Consider the following 15,665-nt stretch of genomic DNA (forward strand, 5'->3'; position numbering starts at 1 on the left):
CCGGGCCGGTTCGGCGGCGATGGCGCGGTTGACGGGGCTCGAACCCGCGACCCCCGGCGTGACAGGCCGGTACTCTAACCAACTGAGCTACAACCGCATGCCGCCTGCCCGGTTGCCCGGGCGTGGGGCGGGTTCTATGCGCGGCCCTCGGTCGCGTCAAGCGCATTTGGCGCGGTTTGAGGCCGAGACATCGCGGCGGCGACGCGATCGCCCCTCTGCCGAGACCGCCGCCCTCGGCGCCGCAAGCGCGGCATCCTGCGCCGGGCCTCGCATCGCGGCATTGCGGCGGGGCCGGTCGGGCGCGAAAGGCGCCCGCGAATGTCGGCGATTTCCCCGGCGCGCGGTATGGGGCATAGATCGCGCAGAGCACACCCGACCGCGAAAGGACATCCCGTGGACGCAGCCGCCTTCTGGGACCGCGCCGCCGAGGCCTACGCCCGCCGCCGGATCTCCGACCCCGGCGCCTACGAAGCCGCCCTCGCGCGCGTGAAATCCCGCCTCCGGCCGGAAGACCGGGTGCTCGAGCTGGGCTGCGGGACAGGCTCGACCGCGCTTCGCCTTTCCCCCTGCGTGGCCACCTATGTCGGCACCGACCTCTCCGGCGCGATGATCGCGATCGCCGAGGAGAAACGCCGGACCGCGGCCCAGGGCAACCTGATCTTCCGCCAGGCCGGGGTCGCCCGCGCGGCCGCCCCCGGCGAAGACGTCGGTGCGGTGCTCGCCTTCAACCTGCTGCACCTGCTGCCGGACCTGGCCAAAGGGCTGGGCTCCATGCGCGACGTCTTGCGCCCGGGCGGGGTCTTCATCTCCAAGACCCCGGCGATCGGCGAGAAATGGCGCTATCGCCCCGTGGTCGCGGCGATGCGGGCGTTGGGCAAGCTCCCTGCCATGAGCCTGCTGAAGGTGGCGCAAATCGACCGGGCCATCGCGGAGGCCGGATTCGAGATCCTCGAGACCGACCTGCTTCCGCCCTCGCTTCCCTCGCGCTTCGTCGTCGCCCGCAAACGGTGAAGCGCTTCCCGCATGTTGCGGGCAGGCGCCTCGGCCTGCGTCGCGGACAGTGGCGGCACACCACCCGGGACCTTCATCTTTCCAAGCGTGTCGCGACCGATCCCTTCGGTAGCCGGAGGCGCTGAACCCCCGATCGCTGCGTCGTCCGTCTTCGCGTCCGTGCCGATCCCCGATCTCGGGACGGCTTCAAGCGCGCCTTACCCACGACGCGTTGCTGGCTGGAAAGGCGGCGACACGCATGAAGCATCGAAGGGCCCCGCGCGCGGGAGGCGGTCCCCCGAAAGCGGGACGAGGAAGGCAGGCCCGCAGGATCAGCGGGCGGAGAAATCCATGAAGGCCGTCCGCACGGCCATCGAGGTCACGGCATGTCACTGTTGCTGGATGCTCGACGGGCTGTTCGAACTCCAGAAACATCGGTCGAAATCGACATATTTCAGCATGTCTTCGGTTCTTCCCACCGCGACGATACGCGAGCAGCCCTCCATCGCGTCGAAATCTTCGAACGCGGACACCACACCGGTCCGGTCTGCAAGGGCGCCGTGAACGCAAAGCTGTTCGCCGGGCGCCAGTTTCCGAACGCGCCGTCCGGCCTCCGGCGCTTCTACCGCGAAGACATGGGGCTGCGCGCTGGCATTGCGGACACACAAGGTGCCGTGGGCCGCCGTCGACTGATTCGAGGCCGCCAGGCCCGGCACGGCGACGAGGCTCAGTATGGCGATAGACTTACGGAACACAGCACAAGTGTGTCCCCGCACCACCGGCTCGGTCAATTCCTGAATGATCACGTTCTCCCCACGGTCGGATCAGTCGATCGTGACCCTGCGATCCCGGGATCCGGGTTAACCTATGGGTGAAACGGGAGGAGGTTTCAGATGACCCTAGGACATACCGCGAAAGGCGGCCTGGCCGCTCTGGCGTTGAGCGCGGGCAGCGCGACCGCCCAGGAGGCGCCTTTCGGAACCGACGCGGATACCGGTTATGCGGCCGAATTGTGGGCCGCGATGGAGGACATGAACCTCGCCGGGGAAGGCATGCTGCGCAGCTTCCCTTACCAGGGCGTCGCACCGCATGGCATGATGCTGGAGACGCTCTATACCACAGCCACGATCGACGGACATTCCGGCGATCTGGTGATCAAGCGCAATTACGGTCCCGAAGGCGTCGGGATCGCCGACGTGCTGAGCGACCCCGACACGCATCTCGCCGCGGTCACGGTGATGTTCCGCCGCGAGGCGGGATATGATCCGGACAACGCCGACTGGTTCTGGGCGAAGTACCTGCCCGACGGATCGCTCGACAGGAACCCGAAGGGCATGCGCCTCGCGGGCAGGGTCGCGAAGGGCACGAACGCCGGCTGCATCGCGTGCCATTCCGGCGCTGGCGACGACATGCTTTTCACGACAGATCATCTGGGCTCCGACTGAGACCCGGTGGTCCTCGTCCGCGGCCTCGCGTGACCGTGAAACGGGACTTCCGCGACGGGCAGGCGTGACAGAGGTGCGAAGATGTCATGCGCCGGGGGCGGACCGCCCCCCGCACGCTTGGGCAAGACAGGTTGCCGTATCTCCACCCCGGTCGCGTTCCCCCGCTGGAAGGTCCCGTCCCGGCGCCCGATCCCGGCCGGCGGAGGATGAGTGATGCAAATCATCCGGCCCGTGCACATCGCTGAAAGCGGCCGCGCGACGGCCGGACGGCCGGTTGAGCCGGCGCCACGGAGATGCAGGTGACCGCGTGGTTCGACGCGTTGCTCGATCGTGCCGGTCGCGGCATCGCCCGACGGCTGGAGCAGCCCAGTTCCGGTTACGTGCCCTTCACGCCCTCGGATTTCGAGACCCTGCAAAACACGCTGCGGCCCGCCGACATTCTCCTGATCGAGGGACGGCAGCGTGTCTCGGCCGCGATAAAGTACCTGACGCAGTCAACCTGGTCCCACGCCGCGATGTTCGTCGGGGATCGCACCGTTGGAGGATCCGGCTCCGAGGAGTCCCGTCGCCTGGTCGAGGTCAATCTGGGGGAGGGCTGTGTCTCTTCTCCGCTGAGCAAGTACGCCACGTTCAACACCCGGATATGCCGGCCTGTCGGCCTGAGTGAAGGCGAGGCCTGCGCGGTGGTCGACTTCATGACGTGCCGGATCGGCCTGCGCTACGACATGCGCAACATCGTGGATCTCGCGCGGTACCTGCTGCCCACGCCGCCCGTGCCCGTGCGCTGGCGGCGGCGCATGCTGGCGCTCGGCTCCGGCGATCCGACCCGCGCGATCTGCTCATCTCTGATCGCCCAGGCTTTCCAATCGGTGCGCTACCCGATCCTGCCCGACATCCGGACGGTCGAGGCACGCTCGGGCTCTCGATACGCGCGGCGGGAGATCCTCCACGTCCGGCATCATTCGCTCTTCGCGCCGCGGGATTTCGATCTCTCGCCCTACTTCGAGATCGTGAAGCCGCACCTCGTTTCCGGATTCGACCATCGCAGTCTCGACTGGGCCGATCTGCCGACGGCCGATACCCGGGACGAGGCGCCTCGCTCGTGAACGTGGAATACCCGCGCGAGCCGAACTCGCGTCTTCCACCCGCGCCTCGAGGTCGAGCTTCGATGGTGAATGTTCCGGGCGGCAAGGGCGGCCGGCCTCCTTCATGCCGAAAACCGAAACCTCGGCGAAAAGCGACAGCCCTTGTATGCGATGCTGCGAATGCCCAGCTATGTGAAGCCTGTGTTTTTCGCTTCGAACCGCTGCTTCCGTTCATCCGGCTCTCAGTCGATCGATTCAGTCTGACTCTGCCGGGCTGCCGCATTCCGCGGGCAGCACTTGAACAGGAGACAACGGACATGGCCAATGGCACCGTGAAATGGTTCAACGCCACCAAAGGCTTCGGATTCATCGAACCGGGGTCCGGCGGCAAGGACGTCTTCGTCCACATCTCTGCCGTCGAACGCGCCGGCCTCACCGGTCTCGCGGACGCCCAGAAGGTGACCTTCGACGTTGAAACCGGCCGCGATGGCCGCGAGAGCGCGACCAACATCGCGCTTGCCTGACCCGGTGGTCAAGGGCGCCCCGATGGGCGCCCGGTCTCGTCATCATCCTCGCACAAGCACCAGGAGTACGCCGGTTTGAAGCCGCAACAGTGGACCCGTGTCCTCACGAAGTATCGCGAACCCATCCCCGCCCGCAGCCTTCTCGAGTTGTCCGTGACGCTTCTGCCCTTCCTGGCGATCTGGGCACTCGCCTGGTGGGCCCTGTCGATCAGTCCCGTTCTTTCCGTCGCGCTGGCCATGGTGAACGCCGGCTTTCTCGTCCGAACCTTCATGATCCAGCACGATTGCGGCCATGGGTCGTTTTTCCGAAACCGGAAACTCGGTGACTGGATCGGAAGGGCCCTCGGGGTTCTGACGCTCACCCCCTATGACGTCTGGCGCAAGACGCACGCGATCCACCACGCCACCACGGGCAACCTCGACCAGCGCGGCACCGGAGACGTCCCGGTTCTGACCGTGACCGAATACCGAAGCAAATCCCGGCTCGGCCGCGTGCTTTATCGTCTTCTTCGGCATCCCCTGGTTCTGTTCGGGATCGTGCCCTTCTACACCTTCTTCCTGCAAAACCGACTGCCGGTCGGGTTGATGCGATCGGGATGGCGCTACTGGCTCAGCTCCCAGGCCACGAATGCCGGGATCGGCGGGCTGCTGGCGCTTCTGATCTGGTTTGGCGGGCTGGAGGTCGTGCTGTTCATCTTCGTGCCGACGATGTTGCTGGCTGCGAGCCTGGGCATGTGGATGTTCTACGTGCAGCACCAGTTCGAGGACACGGTCTGGGAACGCCAGGAGGATTGGAACGTGCACGAGGCGGCGCTGCACGGGTCGTCCAATTACATACTGCCGCCGGTCCTGAACTGGCTCACCGGGAATATCGGGGCGCATCACGTGCACCACCTGGCCAGCCGGATACCGTTCTATCGCCTGCCCGAGGTCCTTCGCGACCACGACGACCTCGTCGAGACGCGCCGCCTCACCCTGTGGGAAAGCCTGCGTTGCGCAAGCCTGGCGCTCTGGGACGAAAACGACCGAAAGCTGATTTCCTTCGCCGAGGCCCGGCGACGTCCGTGACGACACCGAAACGGATGCGCCGGTCCGTGACCGACCCGAAACAAGGAGACGACACCCGATGGCACAGTTCAGTTCCGTGGGCCGCACAGGCCAGGCCCCCGATCCCTTCAAGGGCATGACAAAGACCAAGAAAAAAGACGCCAAGCCGAGCGCCCCGCACGAGATCCTGCTCGGAGAGCACAGCCGGTATCAGGTCAAGTCGGGTTGGCTTGCGGGCAAATTCGTCGCACGCGCGTTCCCTAAGCCTCCGACGAAGGCACGCGGCATGATCGCCGAAGCGACCGGCGCGACGGAAGAGGCGGCCATCGCCGCGTTGCAAGACATCCTCGACGCACGGGAAGATCGCAGGACAGGCGAGCGCCGCGAGGATCCCAGAACAGGCATCGCCGTGCCCGGCACGGAAGAATACGTCGAGGCGATCCGGCAGGTCGCGCTCTCACGACCGCAACACGCGATGCTCGCGGCCTTGTCGCTGGCCGGCGAAGACGGGCTGACGGATGGGCGCATGGCAAGCGCCGCGGGGTACAAATCGCAAGCGTCGGCCAACAGATCCTTTCTGGCGGCGGGCCTGCTGATCGCGGAATACCTTTCGGTGAAAGCCGACCCCGACCAGACGTCCGGCGCTTCGGAAGGGGCTGCCCTGCTCGGGTTCAAGGGTGAAACGGAAACCGACGGCGGCACCGGGAACTGGATTCTGCACGAGGAGTTGCGCGAGGCGATCCGGATGACGCTTTGACGCCATCGACCGCCGCGCGGGTGCCCGCGAGGTCGAATGCCGCGCCGCGGACCGAAGAGACGTGCATCCCGGGTGGGATGGCGCCGCGCGGCGCGGAGGTGAGTGCCGTCAGGTCGGCGTGGCAGCCCCGGCGCATGGCAGGCGAAAATGGCAGCCGGGCCGGGGGCGGCGCCGGTCGGGCGTGGAAAAGCTGCGGAAGAGCATTGCACCGCGCATGGCTCAGTCGAAGCGCTTCGGGAAGGCGGTTTCGGAATACACCTTGGCCAGGTCCTGCCGCCGGAAATCGATATGGACGATACGGCGCGTGCGATTGTCGTCGCCGACCCGGCGATAGAAGAATTCCTCGTCGGTGAAATGCCCCTTGCGCATGATCCAGCGGACCATGCTGGCGGTCGTCCCCCTGTAGGGTGCCATGATGTCCACGATCCAGAGGCGGTCGCCCGCGTTCCAGTCCTCGGGCGTCAGTTGCTCGCCGGTGATGAGGCGGCGTTCGCCTCCGGCGCCGAGCCACGCCCAAGTGTAGAGCCCGCGTGCCACGCCGTCGAAACGGAACAGCCGGAACTGGCCCAGCAGAAGTGGCGGTTCGATGTAGCTGCGCAGTTGCGCGACCGGCATCCTCGCATGCCGCGCACTTCGAAAGGCCAGGAAGATCATGTCCCCGTAGGCGCGCAGGCGTTCGGGCCCGGGGCTCTCGACATCCGGCAGGGTGCGACCGAGGGAATCGCGCCGCGCGATCACGGGGCGCCCTTTTCATCCACGACGCCGCCACGCGCCTGCAGGAGCGCGCCTTCCCACGGGCGCAGGGTCATGCGCGCGGTCGCGATCGCGGTGTTGCCTCCGGCGAGTTCGGGGAAGAGCTTGAACAGTTCCTCGCGCGCCTCGCCCTCGATCCCGCAAAGCGCGTAGTCGCCCGGGTGGAAGCTTTCGGTCGCAAGCCCCTCGGTCAGCATGATCTCGTGGCGATCGAAGAGAACGTGATGGTACTCGACCCATCCGGCCTCGTCCTCCACGCGGATCGTCGTGTCGTTGATCAGCCCCTTGGCGGGCACGAGAACCTCCTGCGCGCCGAAGAAAAGCTCCGCGCGCCAGCCGGTCACGAGCACCCGGTGCTGGGGGGAAACGCGCAACTCCCGCGCTGGACGATCGTGTCCGAATGCGCCCGCGGAAATGCGGACCGGACGAAGGGATCGGTGGGCGCGCAGTTCGGCTGGGGAGAAGCGGCGGCATCCAAGCCAGCGCACCGGCCGGAAGGGACCGTCCACCGTCCGCACCATGTCACCGACACGCAGTGCCTCGACGGCGACCGGACCGGCCTCGGTTTCGATCAGGGTGCCGCGAGCGACGCAGATCAGCAGGTTGAGGAAAAGGGTATCGGAGTCGGTGCCCGCGGTGTCGGTGCCGGTGACCGAAATGGCCACCGTCTGGTCCGACCCGGATGCGAAAACCGTGGCGCGGTCGATGGTGAAGGTGAATTCGCCGGTGACGGCATCGAAGCTCAGGTTGCCGAACGCTCCGCCGCTGTTGACGGTGAAACTGTACCCGTCGGAGGGCTCGCTGGAGGGCCCGCCCCCGATCGGCACCTCGTCGAAATCGCCGGAGACCGTGGTGATCCCGGTCCCGTTGAGCGTGACGTCGAAGGTCCAGGTGTCCAGCCCGCCGGTCCCGCCGCCGGTGGAGCCCGTGACCTCGCTGATATTGTAGCCCACTGCTCCGTCCCGCTTCCTGCCCTCGGGCTCTTTCCGGCCCGCGTTATTAGAAGCCAGCACCCAGGCCTGTGTCGATGGTTCGTGGACGACACGCCGTTCTTCGGCGGAAAACGTGACATTGGCGCAGCGCCACGAAGCGGGAGGCTCGAACCGGATAGCGCTGCCCGCGGCCACGACCGCGCCCTGCCCTCGGTCTCACCCGGAGCGACCCGATCTGCCTCGCGCCCTTCCCGGTGATCCGCGTTCGATGCGCGGCGCTTTCGAGACGGCAATCGACGACGGCGGTCACGAAGAGCTCGATCCTCGGCAGTTCGTGCGGAACGTGCCGGGCAGAGCGTCGCCAGTCTCGCCCGGATCGATGCCGCGGCCATGACGAACATGGCGCATCGGAACCGCGTGCAGCGTCTTCAGCCCGGCGCTCTCCTCCTCGGGCGCGTCCGGCAGGAACGGGCGGGCCCTGATCCTTTCCGGCACCTCGACGCGGCTCGCCGACACCCGGGTCCATGGCGAAGCTACCGCTTGAGCGAGAGGTGTCCTGTGCGCTGACAACGGGCCGTGGACCTGCCGGCGCGGTCACGGTTCGCGCATGGATCGCGCCGCATGTTCAGCTATGTTCGGTGAGAAGTGAGGGGCGTTCGGGTCTCTCTTGCCGTTGAGAGACCATCGCCTCGGACCTCAGGGTCTTGGTGCGGTCGAGAAGACTCGAACTTCCACGGGTTTTACCCCACAGCGACCTCAACGCTGCGCGTCTACCAATTCCGCCACGACCGCACGTGACCCAGCAGGTGGGGCGGCGTATAGAACAGGCCGCCGGGGATGTGAAGAGCAAATTCCGGCTGCCGCAACGGGAGCGCACATGGTCGAATGGATCACCTCCGACGGGCTTGTCGACTACCGCCGGGCAGAGGCGGAGATGGAAGCGCGCGCCACCGCGATCGCCGAGGGCCGCGCGGCCGAGGCCATCTGGCTGCTCGAGCATCCCCCGCTCTACACCGCCGGCACGAGCGCCCGGCCGGACGATCTGCGCGCGCCCGACCGGTTCCCCGTCCACCCCACGCGGCGCGGCGGGCAGTACACCTATCACGGGCCGGGGCAGAGGGTGGTCTACGTGATGCTGGATGTCGGCCGGCGCGGGCGCGACGTGCGCCGCTTCGTGGCCGCGCTCGAGGCGTGGGTGATCGCCACGCTCGGCCGATTCAACGTGGAGGGGATGATTCGAGCGGGCCACGTGGGTGTCTGGGTGCCGCGCCCCGACAAGCCCGCCCTGCCCGACGGCACGCCGCGCGACGACAAGATCGCCGCCATCGGCATCCGGCTGCGGCGCTGGGTCAGCTTCCACGGCATCTCGATCAACGTGGAGCCCGAGCTCTCGCATTTCGACGGCATCGTGCCCTGCGGGATCGACGGCCACGGGGTCACGAGCCTCGTGGACCTAGGGCGGCCCGTCACCATGGCGGACCTCGACGCGGCGCTGGCCGAAAGCTTCGCGGAGACGATGGACGCCACCTGAGGACGTCAGTTCCACGTCCGCGAGAAGACGTGGCGCAGGATGTCGTCGCGATGAAGCCCGATTTCCGCAAGCTCCGCGTCGCTGAGCGCGCGAAGGCGGGCGACGCGGGCGGCGAGCTCGCGGGTGCGCGCATCGAAGGGCGTGTCGAAAATGCGCCGGAGCGCGGCGATGCGCGGGGATCCGGTCGCGGTGCGGGACGTGGCAGCGTCTCGGTAGGCCATTTGGTCGATCCTGTCGTCCGGGGCGCCACCCCCCAGGTGGCGCGGAACTCCGGGGGGCCCCCGGCATCAGGAAAGTTACGCGAGCGGCGCGTATCGACCTAGTCGGGGAAACCTGACCCGAGGCGGCGGCTTGGCACGCTTTTCTTGATCTGTGTCAAATCGATCCATTGCCCACGGGGGTGACCCATTCTAGAACACGAATGGAACAAGGGGAGGAGTGCGACTCGCGCGCACTTCGGCACGACCATCAGGAGGCATCATGGCAGACGCGGCCATTCACAGCCACGAGCACGAGGACCAGCGCGGCTTCTTCACCCGCTGGTTCATGTCAACGAACCACAAGGATATCGGAATCCTCTACCTCGTCACCTCGGCGGTGGTGGGTTTCATCGCGGTGGCGTTCACCGTCTACATGCGCATGGAACTGATGGATCCGGGCGTTCAGTACATGTGCCTCGAAGGCGCGCGCCTCTTCCCGGCTGCCGCGGGCGAATGCACGCCCAATGGCCATCTTTGGAACGTGCTGATCACGGGCCACGGCGTCCTGATGATGTTCTTCGTGGTCATCCCGGCGCTCTTCGGGGGCTTCGGCAACTACCTGCTGCCGCTTCAGATCGGCGCGCCGGACATGGCGTTCCCGCGGATGAACAACCTGTCCTACTGGCTTTACGTCTCGGGCACCCTGCTCGCGATCGCCTCGCTCTTCGCGCCGGGCGGCAACGGACAGGCGGGCTCCGGCGTGGGCTGGGTCTTCTACCCGCCGCTCTCGACCAACGAGATGGGCATGTCCACGGACCTCGCCATCTTCGCGATCCACACCGCGGGGGCGAGTTCGATCCTGGGCTCGATCAACATGATCACCACCTTCCTCAACATGCGCGCGCCGGGCATGTCCCTTTTCAAGGTGCCGCTCTTCGCGTGGTCGATCTTCGTGACCGCCTGGCTTCTGGTGCTGTCGCTGCCGGTTCTGGCGGGCGCGATCACCATGCTGCTGACCGACCGCAACTTCGGCACGACCTTCTTCGACCCGGCCGGCGGCGGCGACCCGGTGCTCTACCAGCACATCTTCTGGTTCTTCGGGCACCCCGAGGTCTATATCCTGATCCTGCCCGCCTTCGGCATCATCAGCCACGTGATCTCCACCTTCTCGCACAAGCCGATCTTCGGCTACCTGCCCATGGTCTGGGCGATCATCGCGATCGGCGCGCTCGGCTTCGTCGTGTGGGCGCACCACATGTACACCGTGGGCATGAGCGTGACGCAGCAAAGCTACTTCATGCTCGCCACGATGGTGATCGCGGTGCCTACCGGCGTGAAGGTGTTCAGCTGGATCGCGACGATGTGGGGCGGCTCGCTGGAGTTCAAGACGCCGATGCTCTTCGCCATCGGCTTCGTGTTCCTCTTCACGCTGGGCGGCGTGACGGGCATCGTGCTGAGCCAGGCGGGCGTGGACCGCGCCTATCACGATACCTACTACGTCGTGGCGCACTTCCACTACGTCATGAGCCTCGGGGCCGTGTTCGGCATCTTCGCCGGCATCTACTTCTACTTCGGGAAGATGACCGGTCGTCATTACCCCGAGTGGGCCGGCAAGCTGCACTTCTGGCTCTTCTTCATCGGCGCCAACCTGACCTTCTTCCCGCAGCACTTCCTCGGGCGTCAGGGCATGCCGCGGCGCTACATCGACTACCCCGAGGCCTTCGCCTACTGGAACTGGGTGTCGAGCTGGGGCGCGTTCCTCGCCTTCGCGAGCTTCGTGTTCTTCCTGGGCATGATCGCCTGGGCGCTGGTCCGCGGGGCCCGCGTTACGGAGAACAACTACTGGAACGAGTACGCCGACACGCTGGAATGGACCCTGCCCTCGCCGCCGCCCGAGCACACGTTCGAGCAGCTGCCCAAGCGTGAGGACTGGGATCACGCCCGCGCCCACTGAGCGTGACGGCAATCCGCCGAACCAAGGCCACGGGCCCCGCGCGCAAGCCGGGGCCCGTTTCGCGTCAGGCCTTCCTTCGGCCCTTGCCCGACGCCGCGACAGACATATCCTAATCTCATGCCATACGCCTGGACGACACCGCCCACCCCGCAGCCGGACCATGTCGCGCAGATGCGTCTATGGCCACACCGGTCGCTTCCGCCCGAGGGGTTCGCGGCCTTCATCCTCGTCACCTTCGCCCTGATCTGCGTTCCGCTCTTCACCGTGCTGGGCACGGTCGTGCTATGGGGCGTTCTGCCCTTCGTGCTGCTTGCGGTGGCGGGGGTCTGGTGGGGGCTGCGGCGCAGTTACCGCGACGGATCGCTTTTCGAGGAACTGACCCTCGACGACACCGACCTGCGCCTCGAGCGGCACGACCCGCGCGGCCCGGTCAGGGACTGGGCCTGCAACACCTACTGGGCACGGGTCGAACTGCATGAAACCGGCGGCCCCGTGCCGAACTACGTCACGCTCACCGGCAATGGCCGCGCGGTCGAGATCGGCGCCTTCCTGAGCGAGCCGGAGCGAAAGGCGCTTTACGCGGACCTGATGGAAACGCTGGGCAAACTGCGGAAAGCCAACTGAGCGGCGCGCCCGGCCGCGGTCAGCCGAGGCGGTCCTTCACCTTGGGGCCGACCGTGCCGAAATCCATCTGTCCGGTGTATTTCGACTTCAGCGCGCCCATCACCCGGCCCATGTCGCGGATCGAGTCCGCGCCGAGTTCCGCGATGGCGGCATCGATGGCTTGGTCGATCTCGGACGGGCCGAGCTGGCGGGGCAGGAAATCCTGGATCACCTCGATCTCTTCCTGCTCGGCCGCGGCCAGATCGAGGCGCCCGCCCTCCTCGTAGGCGCGCACGCTTTCCTGGCGCTGCTTGACCATCTTGCCCAGGATCGCGAGCACGTCGGACTCGTCCAGCGACGTCTCGCCCTCTTCCCCGCGAAGCGCGATCTCGCGGTCCTTGATCGCCGCGTTGATGAGGCGCAACGTCGAAAGCCGGGTCGCGTTCTTGTCCTTCATCGCCTGTTTCAAGGCGGCGTTGATGCGCGCGCGCAGATCCATGAGCGGTTCATCCCCAAGCTCCGTCAAGGCGGCGACACTAGTCGAACCCCATATCCCGCGCAACAGTGACGCCGCGGCCGGCACGCCCCGACAAGATGCGGTTTCGGCGCCTCTTTCGCACCGCATGGATCGCCCTTGACCCCGGCACGGGCACACCATAGCGTCCGCGCGCAATTCAGTCCGGAGAGTCGATCATGGCCCAGCAGCGCCCCACAGCCTGCCTCGCCCTCGCGGACGGGACGGTTTTCTTCGGGCAGGGCTTCGGCGCCACCGGGCAGGCGCAGGCGGAACTCTGCTTCAATACCGCGATGACCGGCTACCAGGAGATCATGACCGATCCCTCCTATGCCGGGCAGGTGGTCACCTTCACCTTCCCGCATATCGGCAATGTCGGCGTGAACCCCGAGGACGACGAGACCGCGGAACCGGTCGCGGCCGGCATGGTGGTCAAGTGGGATCCGACCGATCCGTCGAACTGGCGCGCCGCCGAGTCGCTTTCGGACTGGCTCACCCGGCGCGGTCGCATCGCCATCGGGGGCGTCGACACCCGGCGCCTCACCCGGGCGATCCGCCAGCAGGGCGCGCCGCATGTCGCGCTGGCCCACGATCCCGAGGGGCGGTTCGACGTGGGCGCGCTGGTCGAGGCCGCGCGCGCCTTCCCCGGTCTCGAAGGGATCGACCTCGCGCGCGACGTGACCTGCCCGCAATCCTATCGCTGGGACGAGATGCGCTGGGCCTGGCCCGAGGGCTATGTCCGCCAGACCGACCCGCGCTTTCGCGTGGTCGCGGTGGATTACGGCGCGAAGCGCAACATCCTGCGCTGCCTTGCCTCGGCGGGCTGCGAGGTGACGGTGCTGCCCGCCACCGCCACCGCCGAAGAGGTGCTGGCGCATGAGCCCGACGGCGTCTTCCTGTCGAACGGCCCGGGCGACCCGGCGGCGACGGGCGACTATGCCGTGCCGATGATCCGCGAGGTGCTGGAGCGCGACATGCCGCTTTTCGGCATCTGCCTCGGCCACCAGATGCTCGCCCTCGCGCTTGGCGCACGCACGATCAAGATGAACCACGGTCATCACGGCGCGAACCACCCGGTGAAGGATCTCGAGACCGGCAAGGTGGAAATCACGTCGATGAACCACGGCTTCACGGTGGACAGCCAGACCCTGCCCGAGGGCGTGGTGGAAAGCCACGTGTCGCTCTTCGACGGGTCGAACTGCGGCATCCGGGTGGCCGACCGGCCGGTCTTCTCGGTGCAGTATCACCCCGAGGCGAGCCCCGGGCCCCAGGACAGCTACTACCTCTTCGAGCGGTTCGCCGCGGCCATGGCCGCGCGGCGCTGACCCGCGCCGCCGGGCGTCCTTAACCGCATCTTAACCTTGCTTCGCTGATCTGGAGCCGCGCGGCTGCCGCGCGGATGAAACAGCGATGGACGTCTTGCACACCGCCCCCGCCGAGATCGATTTCCTCCGGTCGCCGAGAAGCGACAGCCGGCCGCTGGGGCGCCTGCTGTGCGATCTGGGCTGGATCGACGCGGCGACGCTTCTCGACGCGCTGCGCGCGCAGAAACGCTGCGGCCGCCCCCTGGGCGAGATCCTGCTCGCGCGGGGCAAGCTTTCGGACACGCAGCTGCGCGACGCGCTCGCGCAGCAGTTCGGCGCGCCGACCGTGGCGCTCGGCCGCCACGCGCCCGATCCCGCGCTCTCCGACGCGCTCGATCCCGAAACCTGCCTCGCCGAGCGGTTGCTGCCCTGGGGGCGGCGGCGCGACGCGACGCTGGTCGCCACCGCCCGCCCGCAGGACTTCGCGCGGCAGTCGCGCGCGCTCGAGGCCCGGCTCGGCCCGGTGCGGATGGCGCTCGTCACCGAGCGCGACATCGACGCCGCCATCGCCGCGCGGCACGGGCCGGAACTCGTCCGCCGGGCGGAGACGCGCCTGCCGTCCGACCTGAGCTGCCGCGACTGGCTCGAACCCAGGCCGGCGCGCCGGATCGCGAGCCTCGTGCTGGCCGCCACGGGTGGCGCGGCCGTGCTGTTCGCGCCGGGGCTGTTCTTCTCGGTGCTCTTCTTCTGGGCGCTCGTGACGCTTCTGCTCGCCACGGGGATGAAGGCGATGGCCTTCGCCGCGCAGCTTCTCGCGCGGCGGCCCGCGCCGCGCGCGCTCGCCCCGCCCCTGCCCCGCCGCGTGCCGACCATCACGATCCTGGTGCCGCTTTACGACGAAAGCCGCATCCTGCCCACGCTCCTGCGCCGCCTCGACGCGCTGGATTATCCGCGCGAGGCGCTGGAGGTGCTTCTCATCGTGGAGGAGCGGGACGCCGCCACGCGAGAGGCGCTGTCCCGCGTGCTGCTGCCCGCGCACATGCGCCGGATCGAGGTGCCGCACGGATCCTTGCGCACCAAGCCGCGGGCGATGAACTACGCGCTGGGCTTCGCGCGGGGGGAGATCGTGGGGATCTACGACGCGGAGGACGCGCCGGAGCCGGACCAGCTTCGCCGCGTGGCCGCCCGTTTCGCCACACGGCCGCCGGACGTGGTCTGCCTTCAGGGCGCGCTCGACTATTACAACCCGCATTCCACCTGGATCGCGCGCTGCTTCACGATCGAATACGCGACCTGGTTCCGGATGGTGCTTCCCGGGCTCGCGCGCCTCGGTCTCGCCATCCCGCTCGGCGGCACGACGCTCTTCTTCCGCCGCGACGCGCTGGAGGCGCTGGGCGGCTGGGACGCTCATAACGTCACCGAGGACTGCGACCTCGGGATCCGTCTCGCGCGGCGCGGCTGGCGCACGGAAATGCTCGACACGGTCACGCGGGAGGAGGCGAACAACCGGGTCCTGCCCTGGGTGCGCCAGCGCTCGCGCTGGCTCAAGGGCTTCATGCTCACCTACGCGGTTCACATGCGGCGCCCGCGCACGCTTCTGCGCGAGCTGGGGCCGCGGCAGTTCTGGGGCGTTCAGCTTCTTCTCGTCACGGCGACCACGCAGTTCCTGATGGCTCCGCTGTTGTGGAGCTTCTGGCTGGTGCCCCTCGGCCTCGTCCACCCGCTCGAAGCGACGATAGGGTCCGAGACGCTCACCCGGGCCGGGACTGTCTTCCTTGCGAGCGAGGCGGTGGCGCTCACGGTGGCGGTTGCGGCGGTGGGCGTCACCTCCCACCGGGGTCTCCGGCGCTGGACGCCCACGATGCACCTCTACTTCCCGCTCGGCGCCTTCGCGGCCTACAAGGCGCTGTTCGAGCTTGCCGGGCGGCCCTTCTACTGGGACAAGACCACGCACGGTCATTCGCTGACCGAGCCGCCGGAGGCGCCGGAGGCGCCTTCGCACCCGCCGCCGGGGCGCGAGGGCTGA

The 15,665-nt window shown here is 67.7% G+C and carries 17 protein-coding genes and 2 tRNA genes; 11 read left to right on the top strand and 8 right to left on the bottom strand.

Annotation, left to right across the window (positions count from 1 at the left end; genetic code table 11):
• Window positions 1-20: 20 nt before the first annotated feature.
• Window positions 21-97, bottom strand: a tRNA-Asp gene (locus tag AB6A65_RS01390).
• A 296-nt stretch (window positions 98-393) separates the two neighbouring features.
• Here AB6A65_RS01390 and AB6A65_RS01395 point away from each other — a divergent pair.
• Window positions 394-1,011, top strand: coding sequence for a class I SAM-dependent methyltransferase (locus AB6A65_RS01395; RefSeq protein WP_371036561.1), 618 nt, complete (start codon window positions 394-396; stop codon window positions 1,009-1,011).
• A 368-nt stretch (window positions 1,012-1,379) separates the two neighbouring features.
• On the opposite strand, the gene AB6A65_RS01400 is transcribed toward AB6A65_RS01395, so the two are convergent.
• Window positions 1,380-1,796, bottom strand: a complete 417-nt coding sequence (locus AB6A65_RS01400) for a hypothetical protein (RefSeq protein ID WP_371036562.1) — start codon at window positions 1,794-1,796, stop codon at window positions 1,380-1,382.
• 87 nt (window positions 1,797-1,883) lie between these two features.
• Between AB6A65_RS01400 and AB6A65_RS01405 the strand changes: the two genes are divergently transcribed.
• The 5 genes from AB6A65_RS01405 to AB6A65_RS01425 all read left to right on the top strand — a co-directional run bounded on the left by AB6A65_RS01405 (window position 1,884) and on the right by AB6A65_RS01425 (window position 5,848).
• Complete coding sequence (locus AB6A65_RS01405) at window positions 1,884-2,435, top strand: hypothetical protein (RefSeq protein WP_371036563.1); 552 nt, start codon at window positions 1,884-1,886, stop codon at window positions 2,433-2,435.
• Window positions 2,436-2,734: 299 nt separating this feature from the next.
• The gene (locus AB6A65_RS01410) at window positions 2,735-3,541 is read left to right on the top strand and encodes a lipo-like protein (RefSeq protein ID WP_371036564.1); all 807 of its coding nucleotides are present in this window, start codon (window positions 2,735-2,737) and stop codon (window positions 3,539-3,541) included.
• A 296-nt stretch (window positions 3,542-3,837) separates the two neighbouring features.
• Window positions 3,838-4,044: a cold-shock protein gene (locus tag AB6A65_RS01415; protein WP_371036565.1), complete on the top strand. Its 207-nt coding sequence runs from the start codon at window positions 3,838-3,840 to the stop codon at window positions 4,042-4,044.
• 75 nt (window positions 4,045-4,119) lie between these two features.
• Window positions 4,120-5,112: a fatty acid desaturase gene (locus AB6A65_RS01420; protein ID WP_371036566.1), complete on the top strand. Its 993-nt coding sequence runs from the start codon at window positions 4,120-4,122 to the stop codon at window positions 5,110-5,112.
• A gap of 58 nt (window positions 5,113-5,170) precedes the next feature.
• Window positions 5,171-5,848, top strand: coding sequence for a hypothetical protein (locus AB6A65_RS01425; protein ID WP_371036567.1), 678 nt, complete (start codon window positions 5,171-5,173; stop codon window positions 5,846-5,848).
• A 219-nt stretch (window positions 5,849-6,067) separates the two neighbouring features.
• Here the strand turns inward: AB6A65_RS01425 and AB6A65_RS01430 are convergent, their stop codons facing one another.
• The 4 genes from AB6A65_RS01430 to AB6A65_RS01445 all read right to left on the bottom strand — a co-directional run bounded on the left by AB6A65_RS01430 (window position 6,068) and on the right by AB6A65_RS01445 (window position 8,325).
• A complete protein-coding gene (locus tag AB6A65_RS01430) occupies window positions 6,068-6,586 on the bottom strand; it encodes a toxin-activating lysine-acyltransferase (protein WP_371036568.1) in 519 nt (172 codons plus the stop codon).
• The gene (locus AB6A65_RS01435) at window positions 6,583-7,554 is read right to left on the bottom strand and encodes a Hint domain-containing protein (RefSeq protein ID WP_371036569.1); all 972 of its coding nucleotides are present in this window, start codon (window positions 7,552-7,554) and stop codon (window positions 6,583-6,585) included. Before AB6A65_RS01435 ends, AB6A65_RS01430 begins: the two co-directional genes overlap by 4 nt.
• A 285-nt stretch (window positions 7,555-7,839) precedes the next feature.
• On the bottom strand, window positions 7,840-8,049 hold the full coding sequence (locus AB6A65_RS01440) for a hypothetical protein (RefSeq protein ID WP_371036570.1): 210 nt from the start codon (window positions 8,047-8,049) through the stop codon (window positions 7,840-7,842).
• 189 nt (window positions 8,050-8,238) lie between these two features.
• Window positions 8,239-8,325 (bottom strand) — tRNA-Leu (locus AB6A65_RS01445).
• A gap of 58 nt (window positions 8,326-8,383) precedes the next feature.
• Between AB6A65_RS01445 and lipB the strand changes: the two genes are divergently transcribed.
• A complete protein-coding gene (gene lipB / locus AB6A65_RS01450; protein ID WP_371036807.1) occupies window positions 8,384-9,064 on the top strand; it encodes a lipoyl(octanoyl) transferase LipB in 681 nt (226 codons plus the stop codon).
• 5 nt (window positions 9,065-9,069) lie between these two features.
• On the opposite strand, the gene AB6A65_RS01455 is transcribed toward lipB, so the two are convergent.
• Window positions 9,070-9,285: a hypothetical protein gene (locus tag AB6A65_RS01455; RefSeq protein WP_371036571.1), complete on the bottom strand. Its 216-nt coding sequence runs from the start codon at window positions 9,283-9,285 to the stop codon at window positions 9,070-9,072.
• A gap of 259 nt (window positions 9,286-9,544) precedes the next feature.
• On the opposite strand from AB6A65_RS01455, the gene ctaD reads away from it, so the two are divergent.
• Entirely contained in the window at window positions 9,545-11,218 is a 1,674-nt protein-coding gene (gene ctaD, locus AB6A65_RS01460) for a cytochrome c oxidase subunit I (RefSeq protein ID WP_371036572.1), read from the top strand.
• 171 nt (window positions 11,219-11,389) lie between these two features.
• Window positions 11,390-11,842, top strand: a complete 453-nt coding sequence (locus tag AB6A65_RS01465) for a DUF2244 domain-containing protein (protein ID WP_371036573.1) — start codon at window positions 11,390-11,392, stop codon at window positions 11,840-11,842.
• 19 nt (window positions 11,843-11,861) lie between these two features.
• Here AB6A65_RS01465 and AB6A65_RS01470 read toward each other — a convergent pair whose 3' ends face one another.
• A complete protein-coding gene (locus AB6A65_RS01470; RefSeq protein WP_371036574.1) occupies window positions 11,862-12,320 on the bottom strand; it encodes a GatB/YqeY domain-containing protein in 459 nt (152 codons plus the stop codon).
• 194 nt (window positions 12,321-12,514) lie between these two features.
• Here AB6A65_RS01470 and carA point away from each other — a divergent pair, with 194 nt between their 5' ends.
• Both carA and AB6A65_RS01480 read left to right on the top strand, forming a co-directional pair.
• Window positions 12,515-13,660, top strand: a complete 1,146-nt coding sequence (carA, locus tag AB6A65_RS01475) for a glutamine-hydrolyzing carbamoyl-phosphate synthase small subunit (RefSeq protein ID WP_371036575.1) — start codon at window positions 12,515-12,517, stop codon at window positions 13,658-13,660.
• 85 nt (window positions 13,661-13,745) lie between these two features.
• A complete protein-coding gene (locus tag AB6A65_RS01480; RefSeq protein WP_371036576.1) occupies window positions 13,746-15,665 on the top strand; it encodes a glycosyltransferase in 1,920 nt (639 codons plus the stop codon).

Source organism: Rhodosalinus sp. FB01 (genome assembly GCF_041365715.1).
Classification (GTDB): Bacteria; Pseudomonadota; Alphaproteobacteria; order Rhodobacterales; family Rhodobacteraceae; genus Rhodosalinus.

What these genes read in the sequence shown, in the direction of transcription:
- ctaD (WP_371036572.1), top strand. Translation starts at nt 9,545, where the DNA reads ATGGCAGACGCGGCCATTCACAGCCACGAGCACGAGGACCAGCGCGGC.
- AB6A65_RS01465 (WP_371036573.1), top strand. Translation starts at nt 11,390, where the DNA reads ATGCGTCTATGGCCACACCGGTCGCTTCCGCCCGAGGGGTTCGCGGCC.
- AB6A65_RS01405 (WP_371036563.1), top strand. Translation starts at nt 1,884, where the DNA reads ATGACCCTAGGACATACCGCGAAAGGCGGCCTGGCCGCTCTGGCGTTG.
- AB6A65_RS01415 (WP_371036565.1), top strand. Translation starts at nt 3,838, where the DNA reads ATGGCCAATGGCACCGTGAAATGGTTCAACGCCACCAAAGGCTTCGGA.
- AB6A65_RS01470 (WP_371036574.1), bottom strand. Translation starts at nt 12,320, where the DNA reads ATGGATCTGCGCGCGCGCATCAACGCCGCCTTGAAACAGGCGATGAAG.
- AB6A65_RS01455 (WP_371036571.1), bottom strand. Translation starts at nt 9,285, where the DNA reads ATGGCCTACCGAGACGCTGCCACGTCCCGCACCGCGACCGGATCCCCG.
- carA (WP_371036575.1), top strand. Translation starts at nt 12,515, where the DNA reads ATGGCCCAGCAGCGCCCCACAGCCTGCCTCGCCCTCGCGGACGGGACG.
- AB6A65_RS01425 (WP_371036567.1), top strand. Translation starts at nt 5,171, where the DNA reads ATGGCACAGTTCAGTTCCGTGGGCCGCACAGGCCAGGCCCCCGATCCC.
- AB6A65_RS01480 (WP_371036576.1), top strand. Translation starts at nt 13,746, where the DNA reads ATGGACGTCTTGCACACCGCCCCCGCCGAGATCGATTTCCTCCGGTCG.